At 71.8% G+C, this 17,595-nt stretch carries 16 protein-coding genes; 6 read left to right on the forward strand and 10 right to left on the reverse strand.

Annotation, left to right across the window (positions count from 1 at the left end; all coding sequences use genetic code 11):
- Positions 1 to 10: 10 nt before the first annotated feature.
- Positions 11 to 1,321 (forward strand): HNH endonuclease signature motif containing protein, encoded by a 1,311-nt coding sequence (locus tag GFH29_RS02085; RefSeq protein ID WP_153321827.1) that lies wholly within the window; start codon positions 11 to 13, stop codon positions 1,319 to 1,321.
- A 479-nt stretch (positions 1,322 to 1,800) separates the two neighbouring features.
- Here the strand turns inward: GFH29_RS02085 and GFH29_RS02090 are convergent, their stop codons facing one another.
- From GFH29_RS02090 to GFH29_RS02100, 3 genes are all read right to left on the reverse strand, one after another.
- Complete coding sequence (locus tag GFH29_RS02090; RefSeq protein ID WP_194288899.1) at positions 1,801 to 3,429, reverse strand: ABC transporter substrate-binding protein; 1,629 nt, start codon at positions 3,427 to 3,429, stop codon at positions 1,801 to 1,803.
- 167 nt (positions 3,430 to 3,596) lie between these two features.
- On the reverse strand, positions 3,597 to 4,082 hold the full coding sequence (locus GFH29_RS02095; protein WP_228387708.1) for a nuclear transport factor 2 family protein: 486 nt from the start codon (positions 4,080 to 4,082) through the stop codon (positions 3,597 to 3,599).
- 25 nt (positions 4,083 to 4,107) lie between these two features.
- On the reverse strand, positions 4,108 to 4,929 hold the full coding sequence (locus GFH29_RS02100; protein ID WP_153321829.1) for an SDR family NAD(P)-dependent oxidoreductase: 822 nt from the start codon (positions 4,927 to 4,929) through the stop codon (positions 4,108 to 4,110).
- Positions 4,930 to 4,995: 66 nt separating this feature from the next.
- Here GFH29_RS02100 and GFH29_RS02105 point away from each other — a divergent pair, with 66 nt between their 5' ends.
- Positions 4,996 to 5,766 (forward strand): SDR family oxidoreductase, encoded by a 771-nt coding sequence (locus GFH29_RS02105; protein ID WP_228387709.1) that lies wholly within the window; start codon positions 4,996 to 4,998, stop codon positions 5,764 to 5,766.
- 72 nt (positions 5,767 to 5,838) lie between these two features.
- Positions 5,839 to 7,056 (forward strand): acetyl-CoA C-acetyltransferase, encoded by a 1,218-nt coding sequence (locus GFH29_RS02110; RefSeq protein ID WP_153321830.1) that lies wholly within the window; start codon positions 5,839 to 5,841, stop codon positions 7,054 to 7,056.
- A gap of 81 nt (positions 7,057 to 7,137) precedes the next feature.
- Here GFH29_RS02110 and GFH29_RS02115 read toward each other — a convergent pair whose 3' ends face one another.
- The gene (locus tag GFH29_RS02115) at positions 7,138 to 8,742 is read right to left on the reverse strand and encodes a FadD3 family acyl-CoA ligase (RefSeq protein WP_323368675.1); all 1,605 of its coding nucleotides are present in this window, start codon (positions 8,740 to 8,742) and stop codon (positions 7,138 to 7,140) included.
- Between the two features lie 126 nt (positions 8,743 to 8,868).
- On the opposite strand from GFH29_RS02115, the gene GFH29_RS02120 reads away from it, so the two are divergent.
- On the forward strand, positions 8,869 to 9,501 hold the full coding sequence (locus GFH29_RS02120; protein ID WP_153321831.1) for a TetR/AcrR family transcriptional regulator: 633 nt from the start codon (positions 8,869 to 8,871) through the stop codon (positions 9,499 to 9,501).
- Positions 9,502 to 9,602: 101 nt separating this feature from the next.
- Here GFH29_RS02120 and GFH29_RS02125 read toward each other — a convergent pair whose 3' ends face one another.
- The 6 genes from GFH29_RS02125 to GFH29_RS02150 form a co-directional block, all read right to left on the reverse strand.
- Complete coding sequence (locus GFH29_RS02125) at positions 9,603 to 10,364, reverse strand: CoA-transferase subunit beta (protein ID WP_153321832.1); 762 nt, start codon at positions 10,362 to 10,364, stop codon at positions 9,603 to 9,605.
- Positions 10,361 to 11,227: a CoA transferase subunit A gene (locus GFH29_RS02130; protein ID WP_153321833.1), complete on the reverse strand. Its 867-nt coding sequence runs from the start codon at positions 11,225 to 11,227 to the stop codon at positions 10,361 to 10,363. The genes GFH29_RS02125 and GFH29_RS02130 overlap by 4 nt, the downstream gene beginning before the upstream one ends.
- Positions 11,228 to 11,310: 83 nt before the next feature.
- A complete protein-coding gene (locus GFH29_RS02135) occupies positions 11,311 to 12,414 on the reverse strand; it encodes an acyl-CoA dehydrogenase family protein (protein ID WP_153321834.1) in 1,104 nt (367 codons plus the stop codon).
- A gap of 9 nt (positions 12,415 to 12,423) precedes the next feature.
- A complete protein-coding gene (locus GFH29_RS02140; RefSeq protein WP_153321835.1) occupies positions 12,424 to 13,404 on the reverse strand; it encodes an acyl-CoA dehydrogenase in 981 nt (326 codons plus the stop codon).
- Positions 13,401 to 14,594 (reverse strand): acyl-CoA dehydrogenase family protein, encoded by a 1,194-nt coding sequence (locus GFH29_RS02145; RefSeq protein WP_153321836.1) that lies wholly within the window; start codon positions 14,592 to 14,594, stop codon positions 13,401 to 13,403. Before GFH29_RS02145 ends, GFH29_RS02140 begins: the two co-directional genes overlap by 4 nt.
- On the reverse strand, positions 14,591 to 15,496 hold the full coding sequence (locus GFH29_RS02150; RefSeq protein ID WP_153321837.1) for an enoyl-CoA hydratase: 906 nt from the start codon (positions 15,494 to 15,496) through the stop codon (positions 14,591 to 14,593). Before GFH29_RS02150 ends, GFH29_RS02145 begins: the two co-directional genes overlap by 4 nt.
- Before the next feature lie 114 nt (positions 15,497 to 15,610).
- Between GFH29_RS02150 and GFH29_RS02155 the strand changes: the two genes are divergently transcribed.
- Entirely contained in the window at positions 15,611 to 16,792 is a 1,182-nt protein-coding gene (locus tag GFH29_RS02155) for an acyl-CoA dehydrogenase family protein (protein ID WP_153321838.1), read from the forward strand.
- Positions 16,789 to 17,586 carry an SDR family oxidoreductase gene (locus GFH29_RS02160; RefSeq protein WP_153321839.1) on the forward strand — a complete coding sequence of 266 codons (798 nt, stop codon included), beginning with the start codon at positions 16,789 to 16,791 and terminating at the stop codon, positions 17,584 to 17,586. Before GFH29_RS02155 ends, GFH29_RS02160 begins: the two co-directional genes overlap by 4 nt.
- Positions 17,587 to 17,595 lie beyond the last annotated feature (9 nt).

The raw sequence follows: 17,595 nt of genomic DNA on the forward strand, positions 1-17,595 counted from the left end.
AAGATGAGGCATGGCCGATCCCGAGCTCCCCGAGTGCGACACTCCAGCCGCCGTGCTGGCGTTCGCGCAGCGCCGTCGGGCGGCAGCCCAGCGGGCGGAGATCGACGTCCTGGAGGCCGCTCTGGTGTGGGCGTCGATGCACCCCGAAGAGTCGGTCGCCGACGCGGCACCGGCGACCGGGTTGGTCTTCGGCGAGCTGGCCGTCCCGCTCGCTGGTGAGGGTGCTCCGCTGGTGGCGGAGTTCGCGCCCCTGGAGTTCGGTGCCGCGATCGGCCTGTCCACCGACTCCGCCCGGTCCTTGGTCGGGGATGCGCTCGAGCTGGCACACCGCCTCAAGCGCACCTGGAAGCTGGTCCGCGCCGGCAAGGTCCCGCTGTGGAAGGCCCGGCGGCTCGCGCAGCTGACGACCACGCTGCCGCTGGACGGGGCGGAGTTCGTGGACCGCCAGCTCGCCGGGTTCGTGGGGAAGATCAGCTGGGCCGGGATCGAGCGGCTCGTCGATCAGGCCCGCGTCGCCTTCGACCCCGAAGGTGCGGAGAAGGAACGTCTCGCCTCAGTTGAGGGACGCCGGTTCGACGTCCACACCGACAAGGCCATCCACGACGGGACCGTCCACGTGGAGGGGGTCCTCGACCTGGCCGACGCGATCGACCTGGACACCGCGATCCGCCAGGGCGCCGAAGAGCTGGCGGCGCTGGGTTCCAGCGATTGCCTCGATGTGCGCCGCTCGATGGCGGCCGGTGAGCTCGCCCGACGCCAGCTCGCCTTCGACCTACGGGGCGAGGCGGGCAGCGCCGGTGAAGGCGCCGCCTCGGTGGTGAAGCCGCGGCAGGTGGTCATCCACGTCCACCTCTCCCACGCGGCGATCAGCCGCGACGAGGCCGGGATCGCCCACGTCGAGGAGACCCGATCCATCGTGTCGACCGAGCAGGTCCGCGACTGGTGCAGCGGTGACGCCCAGGTGGTCGTCAAGCCGGTCATCGACCTCGAGGCCCACCACCACACCGACGCCTACGCCGTCCCCGACCGGCTCGTCGAGCAGACCCGTCTCACCCAGCCGGTGTGCGCCTTCCCGTGGTGCGAGCGAACCGCGAGGCGTTGCGACACCGACCACGTCGTCGCCCATGGCGACGGCGGTCCGACCTGCAGCTGCAACCTGGCTCCGCTCTGCCGCCGACATCATCGGGCCAAGACCCACACGGGCTGGACCTACGACAAGACCGACGCGGCGACGTACCTCTGGCGATCCCCACACGGGCTGCACCTGGTGAAGGACCACGGCACCACCCGGCTCGTCACCGCGCACCCGCCCGACGAGTAGATCGACCGCCCCGGACCCCGCCTACATCCCGTCGGCGGGGCCGCATCCCTGTCCGGGCACGGTTCGGTAGCGGTTGGCTTCATGCGAGTGTTCGGGACGCTCCTACATGTGCCCCAGGGGCGTGAGGAGGGGGTTCTCGAGGCATCGGTCGAGGTCGCGACCGGCACAGGAGGCCCACCACCACACCGACGCCTACGCGATCCCCGACCGGCTCGTCGAGCAGACCCGTCTCACCCAGCCGGTGTGCGCGTTCCCGTGGGGCAAAGCCCGCGCGGCGCTGCGACGTACCTCTGGCGATCCCCCACGGGCTCCACCTGATGAAGGGCCGCGCTACCACGCGGCTCGTCACCGCGCACCCGCCCAACGAGTAGATCGACCGCCCCGGACCCCGCCCGGCAGGAGCGAGGAGAACGATCCGAAATGCGCCGAGGCCCGGCACCGCGATGCGGTGCCGGGCCCCGGCGGGAGTGCGGGTGCGATCAGTCCTCGATCCACACCTTGTCGAAGAGGATGCTCGACTCAGCGGTGGGCACGATGCCGTGCACGTCGTCGTGCCAGGCGTTCACGAAGGCGCCACCGGCGATGTTGACGTAGGGCACGTCCTCACGCCACAGGTCCTCGACGGCGGCCATCTCCTCGGCGCCGTCCTCGGGGGAGGCGGCGGCCTGCAGGTCGGTCAGGAGCTTGTCCATCTCCGGGTTGGCGTAGCGGCCCGGGTTGGACATGGAGGCGCTGCCGAGGGCGGCGTACAGGCGGGAGTAGACGTCCTCGTCCGGGATGGACGTGGCGCCGATGGCCATGTCGAAGTCACCGTCGATGTAGACCTTCTTGGTCTGCTCGGCGACGTTGTTCACCAAGTCGAGCTCGACCTCGAAGCCGACGGCCTCGAGCATCGCCTTGACGGCGACCGCGGCGTCCTTGGAGGTCGAGTCGGACTGGCCGAGGTAGGTGATCTTGCCGTCGTAGCCGTCGGCCTTGGCCTCCTCGAGCAGCTCCTTCGCCTTCTCGGGGTCGGTCTCGACCGGCTCGGCGTCGCTGGCCCACTCCGAGAACTCCGCGATCAGGCCGCGGTCGGCGATCTCGCCGTTGCCGGTGGTGCGCTCCATGTAGGTCTCGGCGTCGATGGCGTAGTTGATCGCCTGGCGCACCCGCACGTCGGAGCTCGGACGCCCCTCGCGGGCGTTCAGGGTGAGGATGCGAACGCCGCTCTGGGCGTTGACCATCGCGGGGTAGCCCGCCTCACGGACGTCCTGGACCACGTCGTCCTGGCGGATGTAGGCCATGTCGACCTCGCCGGCGCGCAGCGACTCCCACTTGGCCTGGTCGGCGCCGACCATCACGAACTCGATCTCGTCGAGGTAGGGCCGGCCGTCGATGTAGTCCTCGTTGGCGGCGACGATGGTCTTCTCGCCGGGGGCCTGCGACTTGAGCACGAACGGGCCCGCGCCGATGGGCTGGAACTTCTCGGGGTTCTTGTACGCCGCGGGGGCCATGATCAGGCCGGGGCCGCTGGCCAGCAGGTTCGGGAAGGTCGCCCACGGGGTCTTGAAGGTGAACTCGACGGTGCTCTTGTCGGTCGCCTTCATCGACTTCAGGTTCGCCTGGATCAGGGTGCCCTGGAAGCCGTAGTTGGCCATGTAGTACTCGATGCTGCCCACGACGGCGTCGGCGTCGAGCGTGGTGCCGTCGCTGAACTTCACCCCGTCGCGCAGCTTCAGCGTCCAGGTGACGTTGTCGGTCGTCTCGAGGGACTCCGCCAGGCGGGGCTCGAAGGTCTTGGACTCGACGTCGTAGCGCATCAGCGTGTCGTAGATCGCGGCGAGCACGTTCATGCCGGTCTGGCCGGTGGCGTAGGTCTGCACCGGGTTGAGGGAGACCGCCTCGGCGTACTCGGCGACGGTCAGCGTGCCGCCCTGGGTCGGCTCGCCGGCCGCCTCTGGCACGTCGACCAGGCCGGTGCGGTAGATCTCGTCCATGCTGAGCGAACCGGAGCCGCCGGAGCCCTTCTCCTCGTCATCGGACGAGTCGCTCGCGCAGCCCGTGGCGAGCAGTGCGCTCGTGCACAGCACCGCCGCGATGCGCGTGCGCAGATTGTTGGCTGTCTTCACTGTTCCTCCAGAAAGTTCGCACCGACAAGGCCCGAGCCCGTGGGGTCGCATCTCTTGTGCGGTGCATCACGGTAGGTGGGGGAGGTCACACGCGAGGGCGGCGATTCCCACTCAGTGGGCGGATGTGTCGACGGATCCGAGAAACCGTGGCGACTGGTCCGTGCAGGTCAGCGGTGCCGGCGCACCTGGCGGGTCTCGATGAAGTCGATGTGCAGCTCGCGGCGCGCGATCAGCCAGCGTCCGCCCTCGCGGACGTAGCGGTCGTCGTAGTGCAGGTGCCAGACCAGGTTGCGCTCGCCGGTGAGGTGGTTGGCGATGCAGGCGACCCGTCCGGTGGCGGTGGTCGGCGCCCCGCCGGCGGCCGGTACGTCGTACACCTCGCCCACGATCTGGTGGACGGTCAGCGAGAGCTCCTCGAGCACGGCGAGGTGATCGCCGATCTGTCGGGGTCCGGTGAGCACGCGGTGCGCCTCGAGCCGGTCCGGCGGCGTGGGGACCACGAGCTCTCCCGTGGCGGTGAACAGTGCGGCCAGCTGGGCGGGTCGGCGCAGGTCGCCGAGTGCGGCGTAGCGGTGCACCAGGTCCGAGAGGGCCGGGCGCAGGGCGGCCGACCGCGACAGGGTGGCCTCGTGCGGATGTTGGGCGTCGCTCATCGGGGCTCCGATATCAGGTGTGGTCTCAGGTGTGGAGGGGGAAGTTGGTCCAGCCCTTGCCGTCGACCCGGGCGTACCACCCCGAGGCGGCCAGCGTGCCGCCGTCGACCGGGATCGTGTGCCCGGTGACGTACGACGCGGCGTCGGAGGTCAGGAACTCGATGACCTTCGCGTACTCGCTCACGTGGCCGAAGCGCCCGAGCGGCACCCAGGTGCCGACCCGCTCGGGGTCCTTGCCCTTGAGCATCAGCTCGGCAGGGGTCTGCTGGCTGTCGGCGAGGTCGGGCGCGATCGCGTTGACCCGGATGCCGTGCGCGCCGACCTCGACCGCGAGGCTCTTGGTGAAGGCCGAGACGCCCGCGTTGAAGGCGGAGTACGCCGCGTGGCCGGGGATGCCGCGGAACGCCTCGACCGTCGAGTTGTTCACGATCGCCCCGCTGCCCTGGGCCTGCATGTGCGGGAGCACGGCGTGGGTCACGGCGAGCACGTGGAGCAGGTTGAGCTCGTAGAGGCGCTGCCACTGCTCGGGGCGGCTGCGCGCGAAGTCCTTCGACGCCGGGCGGAAGTCGCCGACGTTGTTGACCAGCACGTCGATGCGCCCGCCCGCCTCGAGCGCCGTCGCGACGAGGCGGTCCACCACGGGGGACTCGGTGATGTCGCCGACCACCGTGACGCAGCGCCCGCCGGCGGCCTCGATCTCCGCGCGCGCGGACTCCGCGCCGTCGGGGTCCAGGTCGTTGAGCACCACCAGGTCGCCGCGGGCGGCGAGCAGCCGCGAGGTCGCGCCGCCGATCCCGTGCGCCCCGCCGGTCACGATGCTCACCCGGTCCACTCGCTGCTCAACCATGTCCGGCAACCTAGCACTTGCTTGGGAACTGGCCTATGCTGCTCGCAACCGAGAGAGAGGATCACCGTGTCGTTCACGATCGACATGACCGGCAAGGTCGTGCTGGTGACCGGGGGAGCGCGCGGGGTCGGTGACGGCATCGTCGAGACCTTCCTGCGTGCTGGCGCCGAGGTCGAGATCTGCGGGCGCAACACGCCCGAGACGCTTCGCGAGGTCGAGGGGCGGCGTCCGGTGTTCACCGCCGTCGACGTCCGTGAGTCCGACCAGGTGGTGCGCTGGGTCGAGGACATCGTCGAGCGTCACGGCCGCCTCGACGTCGCGGTCAACAACGCCGGCGGTGCGCCGTACGCGGACTTCCGCGACGCCTCGGTGCGCTTCCACCAGAAGATCACCGACCTCAACTTCATGGCCACGGTCAACGTCGCGCACGCCGCGCACCGCCACCTGGTGGCGGCCGGCGACGGGGTGCTGCTCAACATCACCTCGATCTCGGCACGACGTCCCAGCCCCGGCACCGCCGTGTACGGCGCGGCGAAGGCGGCCGTGGAGAGCCTGAGCACCAGCCTCGCGGTCGAGTGGGCGCCCGCCGTGCGCGTCAATGCGGTCAGCTGCGGCCTGGTGGCGACGCCCGGCTCGACCGACCACTACGGCGACGAGGAGCAGTCCGCCAAGGTCGCCGCCACCATCCCGCGGGGCGTGTTCGCGACCCCCCAGGAGATCGGCGCGGCCTGCCTGATGCTGGCCTCCCCGCTGTCGAGCCACATCACCGGCGCCGTGCTCAACGTCGACGGCGGCGGCGAGTGGCCGGCGTTCCTCGCCCACACCCCGAACTCCTGACCGCCCGCGCCCCGGCGGCGCCGGTCGACTCGACCGGGCGCCGTCCCACCGCTTCACGAACGAAGGAAATCCATGCCTGAAGCAGTCATCGTCTCCGTCGCCCGCTCCCCGATCGGGCGTGCCTTCAAGGGCTCGCTCAAGGACGTGCGCCCCGACGACCTCGCCGCCCAGATGGTCGAGGCCGCGCTCGCGGCCGTGCCCGCGCTGGACCGCCGCGAGATCGACGACCTGATGCTCGGCTGCGCGCAGCCGGCCGGTGAGCAGGCCTACAACCTCGGCCGCATGGTCGCCCTGCGCCTGGGCCTCGACGGCCTGCCGGGCACCACCGTGCACCGCTACTGCGCCTCCTCGTTGCAGACCACCCGGATGGCCATGCACGCCATCCGCGCCGGCGAGGGCGACGTGTTCGTCTCCGCGGGCGTCGAGTGCGTCTCCCGCTTCGCCCAGGGCAAGTCCGACGGCATGCCGGACACCAAGAACCCGATCTACGACGAGGCCGCCGCGCGCACCCGCGCCCGCATCGAGGCCGGCGAGCCGTGGGTCGACCCGCGCTCGCTGGGCCAGCTGCCCGACGCCTACCTCGCGATGGGCGAGACGGCCGAGAACGTCGCCGAGCACTGCAAGGTCTCCCGCGAGGCGCAGGACGAGTACGCCGTGCGCAGCCAGAACCTCGCCGAGCAGGCGGCCGACCGCGGCTTCTGGGAGCGCGACATCACCCCGGTGACCCTGGCCGACGGCACCGTGGTCAGCACCGACGACGGGCCGCGCCGCGGGGTGACCCTGGAGAAGGTGCAGTCGATGCAGCCGGTGTTCCGCCCCGACGGCACGGTCACGGCCGCGAACTGCTGCCCGCTCAACGACGGCGCCGCCGCGCTGGTGGTCATGAGCGCCACCCGCGCCGCCGAGCTCGGCCTGACCCCGCTGGCGCGCATCGTGTCCACCGGCGTCTCGGCGCTCAGCCCCGAGGTCATGGGCCTGGGCCCGGTCGAGGCCAGCCGCCAGGCGATGGCCCGCGCCGGCATCTCGGCCAGCGACCTCGGCCTGGTCGAGATGAACGAGGCGTTCGCCGCCCAGGTGCTCCCGAGCATCGACCAGCTCGGTCTCGACATCGACCGGGTCAACGTCAACGGCGGCGCGATCGCGCTGGGCCACCCGTTCGGCTCCACCGGCGCGCGGATGGCGACCACGCTGATCCACGGCATGCAGGAGCGCGACGTGCAGTTCGGTCTCGAGACCATGTGCGCCGCCGGCGGTCAGGGCATGGCGATGGTGCTCGAGCGGCTCAGCTGACCCGCACCCACGACGCAGAACGGCGCCGCACCCCGGACGGGGGCGGCGCCGTTCTGCGTGCGAGGGGCTCGAGGCAATGACTCAGGCGTCGGTGCGCAGGTCGCGCTTGAGGATCTTGCCCGCGGCGTTGCGGGGGAACTCGCCGAGCGCGACGATCTCGCGCGGCACCTTGAAGTTGGCCAGCCGCTCGCGGCACCAGGTGGTCAGCTCGGCGGCGTCCACGCCCGCGTCCGGGCGGGTCACGACGTACGCGCGGCCCACGCTGCCCATCCGGTCGTCGGGGATGCCCACGACGGCCGCCTCGAGCACGCCCGGGTGGGCGCACAGGACGTTCTCGACCTCGGCGGGGTAGACGTTGAACCCGCCGACGATGAACATGTCCTTGATCCGGTCGGTGATCTTCAGGCAGCCGTGCTCGTCGAGGCGGCCCACGTCGCCGGTGTGCAGCCAGCCGTCGGGGTCGATCGCATCGGCGGTGGCCTCGGGGTCCTCGAAGTAGCCGAGCATCACGTTGTCGCCGCGCAGCCAGACCTCGCCGTCGACGCCGACCGGCTGGTCGGTGCCGTCGGCGTCGACCACCCGGACCTCGATGCCGGGGACGCCCGGCCCGGTGGTCTGCGCGACGTGCAGCGGGTCCTCGTTCGGGCGCGACTGGGTGGCCACCACGCACTCGGTGAGCCCGTAGGCCTGGGCGACCGCGTCGATGCCCAGGATCTCCTGCATCTCCGCGAAGAGCCGCTCCGGCACCGAGGCGGCGCCGGCGATCGAGAAGCGCAGCGAGGACAGGTCGAAGTCGGTGCGCCGCGGGTGGTTGATCAGCGTCGTGAAGATCGTGGGCGCTCCGGGGAGCACGGTGATCCGCTCGCGCTCCACGAGCGCCATCAGACCCTCGGGGTCGAAGGTCGGCACCGGGTAGATGCTCGCGCCGACGGTGAAGGCCGCGACCAGGCCGGCCTTGTAGCCGAAGGAGTGGAAGAACGGGTTCACCACTGCGTACCGGTCGTCCTCGCGCAGCGAGGCGCCGCGCGACCACACGGCGGCCACGCCGATGGTCTGGCGGTGCGCGCTCATCACGCCCTTGGGCACGCCGGTGGTGCCGGAGGTGAACAGGATGTCGCAGACGGTGTCCGGGGTGACCTCGGCGACGAGGATCTCGAGGTCGGCCTCGCTCACCGCCTCGGCGGTGGCCAGGAAGTCCGCCCAGCCCAGGGTGTCGGGCCGGCGCGGGCCGTCGCCGAGGTCGATGACCGTGTGCAGGTCGGGGAGGCCGGGCACGGGCCGCTCGCGGCTGGCGGGGGCGGCGGCGCTGTCGGCGGACCCGGCGAGCATGTCGACGAAGTCGGTGCCGAGGAAGCCGTTGGTCACCACCAGGGCGCTGGCGCGCGAGCGCTCGAGCACCACGCGGGCCTCGTGGCCGCGGTAGCGGGTGTTCAGCGGGACGACGGCGGCGCCGATCACCTGCGCGCCGAGCAGGGCGACGGCGTACTCCGCGCGGTTGGGCGCCCAGATCGCCACACGGTCGCCGAGGCGCACCCCGCGGGCGGCGTAGGCTCGTGCGGCGGTGCGGGCCGCTTCGGCGAGCTCGGCGTAGGTCAGACGGCGCTCACCGTCGACGATCGCCGGGCGGTGCCCGAAGCGTCGGGCGCCTTCGTCGAGAAGTGCCGGCATCGTGCGTGGAGTGTCCACGAAAGCTCCTTACTAACCAAGTGCTTGTTAGGTAACCTACGTCAGACCGATGTGTCGCGTCACGCGTCTTGCGAGTCGAATGTCGTCCGCGGCATCCGCGACGCTCGTTGCAGAAGGGACCACCCCATGACCCCCACCGGACCGGCCAGAGCGCCGCGGAAGGCCGCCGGCGCCAACGGCTCGAACCGCCGTGCCGAGCTGCTGGCGATCGCCGCCCAGCTGTTCGCCACCCGCGGCTACTCCCAGACCACCGTCCGCGACATCGCGGACGAGGCGGGGATCCTGTCCGGCAGCCTCTACCACCACTTCGACTCCAAGGAGGCGATGCTCGGGGAGATCCTGCACGGCTTCCTCGAGGGGCTGCACGCGCAGTACGCCGAGGTGGTGACGCAGGACGTGAGCGCGCGGGAGAAGTTCGACGGCCTCGTCCGCTCCTCGTTCCGCACGATCCACGAGCAGCAGCATGCGGTCGCGCTCTACCAGAACGAGTACGCCGTGACCGCGAACCTGCCCGGCTTCGACTTCGTCACCCGCACCAGCCGCTCGATCGAGCGGACCTGGATCGAGGTGCTCGAGGCGGGCCGGGAGAGCGGCGACTTCCGCCCCGCGCTGGAGATGAAGATCGTCTACCGCATGCTGCGGGACGCGATGTGGTCCACGGTGCGCTGGTACAACCCCCGCGGCAAGCTGCGCCACGACAAGCTGGCCGAGCAGTACCTCCAGCTCGTCCACGACGGCCTGCTGGCCGACGCGACCTGATCTGATCTGATCGGCCCCGGCCCCGTGGCAGTGCCACGGAGCCGGGGCCGGTCCTTCGTCGTGCTGTGCTGCTGGGATTGCCTGGTGCTGACCGGCTCCGGTCAGCTGCGGACCTCGCGGTCGCGCAGGCTGCGGGGGTCGAGCACCTCGCGGATCAGGCGCAGCTCCTCGGCGTCGGGGACCCGGGTGGTGCCCGCGGAGGAGACGTCGATGTCGAAGCCGGTGGCCTCCTGCACCTGCTCGGCGGTGACGCCGGGGTGCAGCGAGCGGACCTTGAGCCGGCCCTCGTCGTCGTAGTCGAGGACGGCGAGGTCGGTGATCACCACGCCGAGGTCGTGGAAGCGCAGCGACGGCGTGCCGTGGGCGCGGGCACGGTCGTTGCCGACGCCCGAGACCACGTCGACCGACTCCACGAACACCCGCGAGGAGTGCTTGGCGATCCAGTAGTCGGTGCGGTGGTTGACGGTGTTGCCGGGAGCGCCGCGCACGCCGATCAGCTGGCGCTTCGGCTTGCGCCAGTCGCCGATGGAGGAGATGTTCTGGTTGCCGAAGCGGTCGACCTGGCTGGCGCCCATCATGCTGTGGCGCTTGCCGGTGGCCAGGATGTCGAAGATCAGCCGGAACGGCGCCCAGCTCTCGATGGTCCCGCCCGCGGCGGCGCTGCGGCCCAGCGGCGGCGGCTCCGACATCAAGAAGCACTCACCGTCGGTGAGCACCAGGTCGGGGGAGTGGGTCAGCTTGGCCAGGCGCGCGCTGATCGTCGGCACCAGGCCGACCGCGTGCGCGAGGACCTCGCCGGAGCCGCGCCAGGCGTCGCTGCATGCGGCGACGCAGACCTCGGCGCGGGTGATGTCGGTGCTCATGCCTGCTCCTTGCTCTCCGCGTGGAACTGCTGGACGGCCGCCTGGTAGGCGGCCTCGTCGCCGGACAGGAAGCGCTCGGTGAACGCCTTCCAGGCGTCCGGGTCCTTCGCGCTGGCGGCGTAGTGCTTCTGGAAGGCCTCGTCGCGGCCGTAGTCGGGCTCGCAGGTGGTGAAGTGGGCGCCGTTGGGCGCCTCGACCACCGCGTCGGTGAAGATCCGGCTCACCAGCAGCGTCTGCGGCGCGGAGGCGCCGAGCTCCTCTGTGGGCACGATCTTCTCCGTCGACACGATGGTCTTGGTCGAGGCCATCGCGTAGAGGTCGTCGAAGTACGGGTCCGGGCCGAGGTACTGGGCGTTGCCCGTCGCGTCGGCACGGTTGAGGTGGATCAGCGAGACGTCCATGCGCACGCCCGGCACCGCGACGTACACCTCGTCGTCGTACGGCGAGGCGACGGTGCGCAGGTGCGGGTTCATCTCCAGCACGTCGCTCTCCAGCCCGGCCCGGGTGGGCAGGAACGAGAGGCGGTTGGCGCCGGCCTTGAGGGCGGCGACGAACATGCCCTCGTCGTACTCCCAGGTCTCGATGCCGCCGCTCTCGCGGATCGCCTGGAAGTGCGGGTCGAGCGCGATGCTGTCCAGCGAGACGAAGCCGTAGATCAGCTTGCGCACCTTGCCGGCCGCGCACAGCAGGCCCACGTCGGGGCCGCCGAAGGTCACCACGGTGAGGTCGGTGACGTCGCTGCGCAGCAGCTGGCGCACCAGCGCCATCGGCTTGCGCCGCGAGCCCCAGCCGCCGATGCCGATCGTCATGCCGGACTCGATGTGCTGGGTGAGATCCTCCAGCGGCATGGTCTTGTCGCCCATACGAGACTCCATTCTAACCTAGCGCTTGTTTGGTGAGAGTAGCAGCGCGCCACCGTGGGGCGGCTGCGGACCGAGCGGCCGGCTCAGGTGCTGGCCAGCACCCGGCGCCGGTGCTCGTGCGCCTGGCCGAAGAGCTGGGCCGTGGCGTGGGCACGCTTGAAGTACAGGTGGGCGTCGTGCTCCCAGGTGATCGCGATGCCGCCGTGCAGCTGGATCATGTCGCCGGCCACGTGGGAGAACGCATCCGAGCACCAGGCCTTGGCGTGGGCGGCCTGGAGCGGCAGGTCGTCGGCGCCCTGGCTGGCCGCGAAGCCCGCGGCCCACGACATCGACCGCGCGGTCTCGACCTTGACCAGCATGTCGGCGACGCGGTGCTTGAGCGCCTGGAAGGAGCCCAGCGGGCGCCCGAACTGCTCGCGCTCCTTGAGGTAGGCCACGGTGCGGTCCATCGCCGCCTCGGCGCCGCCGACCTGGAGCGCGGTGACGGCCGTCGCGGCGACCGCGTGGAGGCGCTCGAGGGCGTCGCCGAGGTCGTCGGAGAGGGTGCGCGCGGGGGTGTCGGCGAGCTCGACGGTGGCCAGGCGCAGGGTCTGGTCCAGCGCCGGCGTGGCGGTGCGGGTGAGCCCCGGCGCGTCGGTGGCCACCTCGAAGAGCCCGACGCCGGCGTCGGTGGTCGCGACCACGAGCAGCACGTCGGCGTGGGCGCCGTCCAGGACCAGGGTGGCGGCGCCGGACAGGGTGCGCTCGGCACCGGTGCCGGTGGCGACGACGTCGGAGCCGTCGGTGCGCCAGCGGCCGTCACGACCGGCCCAGGCGAGCGCGGCGGTCGCCGAGCCCTCGGCCAGGTCGGGCAGCAGCCGCTCGCAGTCCTCCGGGCCCGCGCCCAGCAGGAGCGCCTGGGTGGCCAGGACGCCCGAGCCCAGCAGCGGGGAGGGGGTGAGCGAGCGGCCGAGCTCCTCGAGGACCACGTGGGTCTCGAAGGAGCTGAACCCCGCCCCGCCGTACTCCTCCGGGACGGCGAGGGCGGCGACGCCGATCTGGCCGGCGAGTGCCTGCCAGAGCTCGGTGTCGTAGCCGCGCTCGGACTCCGAGGCGGCGCGGACATCGATGCTGCCGGCGCGCCGCTCGACCAGGCCGCGCACGGCGCGGCCCAGCTCGATCTGTTCCTCGGTCAGGGCGAAATGCACGTCAGCTCCTCAGCGCGCGGTGGTCAGGTGGTCGAGCACCCGGGCGCGGTGGGCCGCGACCGTGCCCCAGGCACCGTGCAGCGCGCGTGAGCGCAGCAGCCAGATGCTCAGGTCGCACTCGAGGGTGTAGCCGATGGCGCCGTGCATCTGGAGGGCCGCGCGACCGGCGCTGTGCGCGGTCTCGGAGGCGAACACCTTGGCGGCGGAGACGGCGCGCGGGGCGGTGGGGGACTTCTCCTCCAGCTCGAGCGCGGCGCCGTGGACCAGCGGGCGGGCGAAGTCGAGCGACACCTTGACGTCGGCGAGACGGTGCTTGACCGCCTGGTACTCACCGATCACGCGGCCGAACTGGCGGCGCTGGCCGACGTACTCCACCGCGGTGCGCAGCATCCGGTCGGCGGCGCCGACCTGGGCGGCGGCGGTGGCGAGGGCGGCCAGGTCGAGCGCCCGGTCCAGCGCGCCCTCGGCGAGCGGGGTGCGCTCGCCGGCGGTGACGGGGAAGAGCCGGCGCGAGGGGTCGACCGAGGCCATCGCCTCGCCCGCCTCGGCGACCGCGAGGCCGGCGGGGGAGACGTGGAAGACGTGAGTCGCGGCGTCGGCGTCCAGTGCGTACGGCGCGATGCCGTCGACGGCCAGCGTCGCGCGGACCGTGCCCTCGGCGAGCCCCTCGAGCAGGTCCGCGTGCGGGGTGTCGGCCAGCAGCAGGGGCGCCACGGCGACCGACTCGATCCACGGGCCGGGGACGCCGTGGCGACCGAGCAGCTCGAAGGCCACGACCAGGTCGAGCGGGCTCGCACCGATGCCGCCGGCCTCCTCGGGCACCGTCAGGGCGGGTACGCCGAGCTCGGCGAGCCGGCCCCACAGGGCCAGGCCGGGAGCGGTGTCGCCGGCGCCCCAGGCGCGGTTGATCGCGGGGACGTCGGCGCCCGCGAGCAGTCCGTCGATGGCGCTGGCGAACGAGCGCTGCTCGTCGTTCAGGGAGAACCTCATGCCCCTGCCCTCCTGTTCTCACCGCGCGGGAGCCCGAGGATGCGCTCCGCGACGATGTTGCGCTGGATCTCGTTGGTGCCCGCGTAGATCGGGCCGGCCAGCGAGAAGAGATGGTCGTCCACCCAGCTGCCCCCGGAGGGGGCGCCGGGCCCGCGCAGCTCGGCCTCGGGGCCGAGCAGGTCGAGCGCGGTCTCGTGCAGCTCGAGGTCGAGCTCGGACCAGAAGAGCTTGTTGACCGAGCCGTCGGCGCCCATGTCGCCGCCGCCGGCGAGCTTGTCGACGGTGCCCCAGGTGTAGAGGCGGTAGGCCTCCGCGCCGATCCAGGCGTCGACCACGCGGTCGCGCAGGTGCGGGGCGTCCGCGCCGCGCTCGGCCCACAGGTCGAGCAGCCGGTCGGCGGCGGCCATGAAGCGGCCCGGTGCGCGCAGCGAGAGGCCGCGCTCGTTGCCGGCGGTGCTCATCGCGACCCGCCACCCGTCGCCCACGCCGCCGAGGACGTCGGCGTCGGGGACGAAGACGTCGTCGAAGAAGATCTCCGCGAAGCCGGCGTCGCCGTCGAGCTGGTGCACCGGGCGCACGGTGATGCCGGGGACGTCGAGGGGGAAGGTCATGTAGGTCAGGCCCCGGTGGCGCGCGGCCTCCGGGTCGGTGCGGAACAGGCCGAAGCCGCGGTCGGCGAACGGCGCGCGCGAGCTCCAGGTCTTCTGCCCGCTGAGCACCCAGCCGCCGCGCTCGTCGTCGCGTACGGCGCGCGAGCGGATGCCGGCCAGGTCGGATCCGGCCTCGGGCTCCGACCAGGCCTGGGCCCAGATCAGCGAGCCGTCGGTCATCGGGCGCAGCCAGCGCTCCTGCTGCTCGGGGGTGCCATGCTCGAAGATGATCGGCGCGAGCAGCGAGATGCCGTTCTGGGCGATGCGGGTGGGGGCACCGGCGAGGTAGTACTCCTCCTCGAAGATGACCCACTCGGTCAGCGAGGCCTCGCGGCCGCCGTACTGCTCGGGCCAGGCGACGACCGACCAGCGGCCCTCGGCGAGCGTCGCCTCCCAGGCGCGGTGCAGGGCGGCGCCCTCGTCGGTGTCCATCGACGGCAGTCGGCCGGGGTTGTGGGCGGCCAGCCACTCACGCGCCTCCGCGCGGAAGGCCCGCTCGGAGTCGGTGAGCTCGGGGCCCTCGGGGTGGGTGTGGCTCATGCGTGGCTCACCGTGTCCTTTCCTGCAGCCTGGGCTGCGGCCTGCTTGCCGGCCTTGGCCATGGCGCGGCTGTCGAGGCCGGCCAGGGAGTCGCGGCCGACCTCGGCGTTGTGGGCGTGGGCGGCGTGGTGCAGGCCGAAGACCGAGTCCATCCCGGCCCGCAGGCCCATCAGGTCCTCGGCCTGGTTGACCGCCTTCTTGGTCAGCGCGAGCCCAAGGCGCGGCATCGCCGCGATCCGGTCGGCCATGGCGAGGGTGAAGTCCTCGAGCTCGGCGCGCGGCACGACGTGGTTGACCATGCCGAGCTCCTTGGCGCGCTGCGCCGGGAACCGGTCGGCGGTGTAGAGGAACTCCTTGGCGGCGCGCGGGTTCATCACCCACGGGTGGGCGAAGTACTCCACGCCCGGGATGCCCATGCGCACGACCGGGTCGGCGAAGAAGGCGTCCTCGGAGGCGATGATGAAGTCGCAGGACCAGGCGAGCATCAGCCCGCCGGCGATGCAGGCGCCCTGCACCATCGCGATCATCGGCTTGGGGGTCTCGGCCCAGCGCCGGCACATGCCGAGGTAGACCTCGGACTCGCGCGCGAAGCGGGACTCCACGCCCTCGGTGCCGACGTGGTCCCAGTGGATGACGGCCTTCCGGTCGAAGGACTCATCGATGTCGCGGCCCGGCGTACCGATGTCGTGGCCGCCGCTGAAGTGCTTGCCGGCGCCCGCGAGCACGATCACCTTGACCGCGTCGTCGTCGACCGCGCGCACGAAGGCGGCGTCGAGCGCGTAGGTCATCTTCGAGTTCTGGGCGTTGGTGTACTCGGGGCGGTTCAGGGTCACGACGGCGACGCTGCCGCGCACCTCGTAGGTGACGACGGGCGCTTCGTCGTAGCTCTCTTCGTCGCTCACTTCTTCTCCTCCGCGGGGGGCCTGTCGCGACGCACACTACCAAACAAGTGCTTGGTTTGGTAACGTGGTTGGCACACATTCCGGCGGTCGCGCCGGGTGAATCGGAGGCATCGAGTGGACCTGAGCTATTCCGCGGAGGACGAGCAGTTCCGCGCCGAGGTGCGCGAGTGGCTCGCCGACAACCTCGTCGGCGAGTTCGCCGCCATCAAGGGGCGCGGTGGATCCGGGCGCGAGCACGAGTTCCACGAGGAGCGGGTCGCCTGGAACCAGCACCTGGCCAAGCACGGGTGGACCTGTCTGGGCTGGCCCGTCGAGCACGGCGGGCGCGACCTGCCGCTGTTCCAGCAGGTGATCTTCTATGAGGAGTACGCCCGGGCGAACGCGCCCGCCGGGGTCAACCACCTCGGCGAGCAGCTGCTCGGCCCGACCCTCATCGCCCACGGCACCGAGGAGCAGAAGCGCCGCTTCCTGCCCGGCATCGTGAACGTGACCGAGCTGTGGTGCCAGGGCTACTCCGAGCCCGGCGCCGGCTCCGACCTGGCGGCGGTGCGCTCGCGCGCCGAGCTGCAGGGCGATGAGTGGGTGATCAACGGCCAGAAGGTGTGGACCTCGCTGGCCCACCACTCCGACTGGTGCTTCGCGGTCGTGCGCACCGAGCCCGGCTCGCGCCGCCACGCCGGGCTGTCCTACCTGCTGGTCCCGATGGATCAGCCCGGGGTCGAGGTCCGCCCGATCCTGCAGCTGACCGGCACCTCGGAGTTCAACGAGGTCTTCTTCGACGACGCCCGCACCGAGGCCGGCCTCGTGGTCGGCGAGCCGGGCGCGGGCTGGGCGGTGGCGATGGCCACCCTCGGCTTCGAGCGCGGCGTCTCCACGATCGGCCAGCAGGTCGGCTTCGCCCGCGAGCTCGACGGCGTCATCGAGACCGCCCGCCGGGTGGGCACCATCGACGACCCGGTGATCGCCGACCGGATCGCGCAGGCCCGCGTCGAGCTCGAGGTCATGCGGATCCACGCCCTGCGGACCCTGAGTGCCTACGACTCCGGCTCCAGCGGCCCGGAGGCGTCGGTCTCCAAGCTGCTGTGGGCGCGGTGGCACCGTGACCTCGGCGAGCTCGCGATGGCCGTGCGCGGCCCGGAGGCGCTGACCCTCGTCGGCGCGCCGTACGAGCTCGACGACCAGCAGACCAACTTCTTGTTCAGCCGGGCCGACACGATCTACGGCGGCTCGGATGAGATCCAGCGCAACATCATCGCCGAGCGCGTGCTCGGCCTGCCGAAGGAGCCCCGCCCATGACCAAGCCCGAGCAGCCCACCCCCGACTACGTCCCGGGTCACGACCTGCTCGCCGGACGCGTCGTCGTGGTGACCGCCGCCGCCGGCGCCGGCATCGGTGCGGCCGTGGCCCGCAAGGTGCTGGAGGAGGGCGCCAAGGCGGTCGTCATCTCCGACACCCACGAGCGCCGCCTGGGCGAGGCGCACGAGCTCCTGGCCAAGGAGTTCGGCGCGGACCGGGTCGCCTCGATCGTGTGCAACGTGACCAAGCAGGACGACGTGGTCGCCCTGCTCGACGCCGCCGAGCCGTTCGGCGGGGTCGACGTGATGATCAACAACGCCGGCCTCGGCGGCACCGACGACATCCTCGAGATGCCCGACGAGACCTGGAACCTGGTCCTCGACATCACCCTGACCGGCACGATGCGCTGCATCCGCGAGGCGGGTCGCCGCTTCGTCGCCGCCGGCAAGAAGGGCGTCATCGTCAACAACTCCTCGGTGATCGGCTGGCGCTTCCAGGAGGGCCAGTCCCACTACGCCGCCGCGAAGGCCGGTGTGAAGGCGCTGACCCGCTCGGCGGCCGCCGACCTGGCGGCGTACGGCATCCGGGTCAACGCGGTCTCGCCGAGCCTGGCCATGCACCCGTTCCTGGAGAAGGTCACCACCCCCGAGCTGCTCGCCGAGCTCAAGGGCAAGGAGGCCTTCGGCCGCGCTGCGGCACCGTGGGAGATCGCCAACGTCATGGTCTTCTTGGCCAGCGACTACTCCAGCTACATGACCGGCGAGGTCCTCGCCGTGTCCAGCCAGCACGCCTGACCCCCGAGC

This window comes from Nocardioides sp. dk884, assembly GCF_009557055.1.
Taxonomy (GTDB): domain Bacteria; phylum Actinomycetota; class Actinomycetes; order Propionibacteriales; family Nocardioidaceae; genus Nocardioides.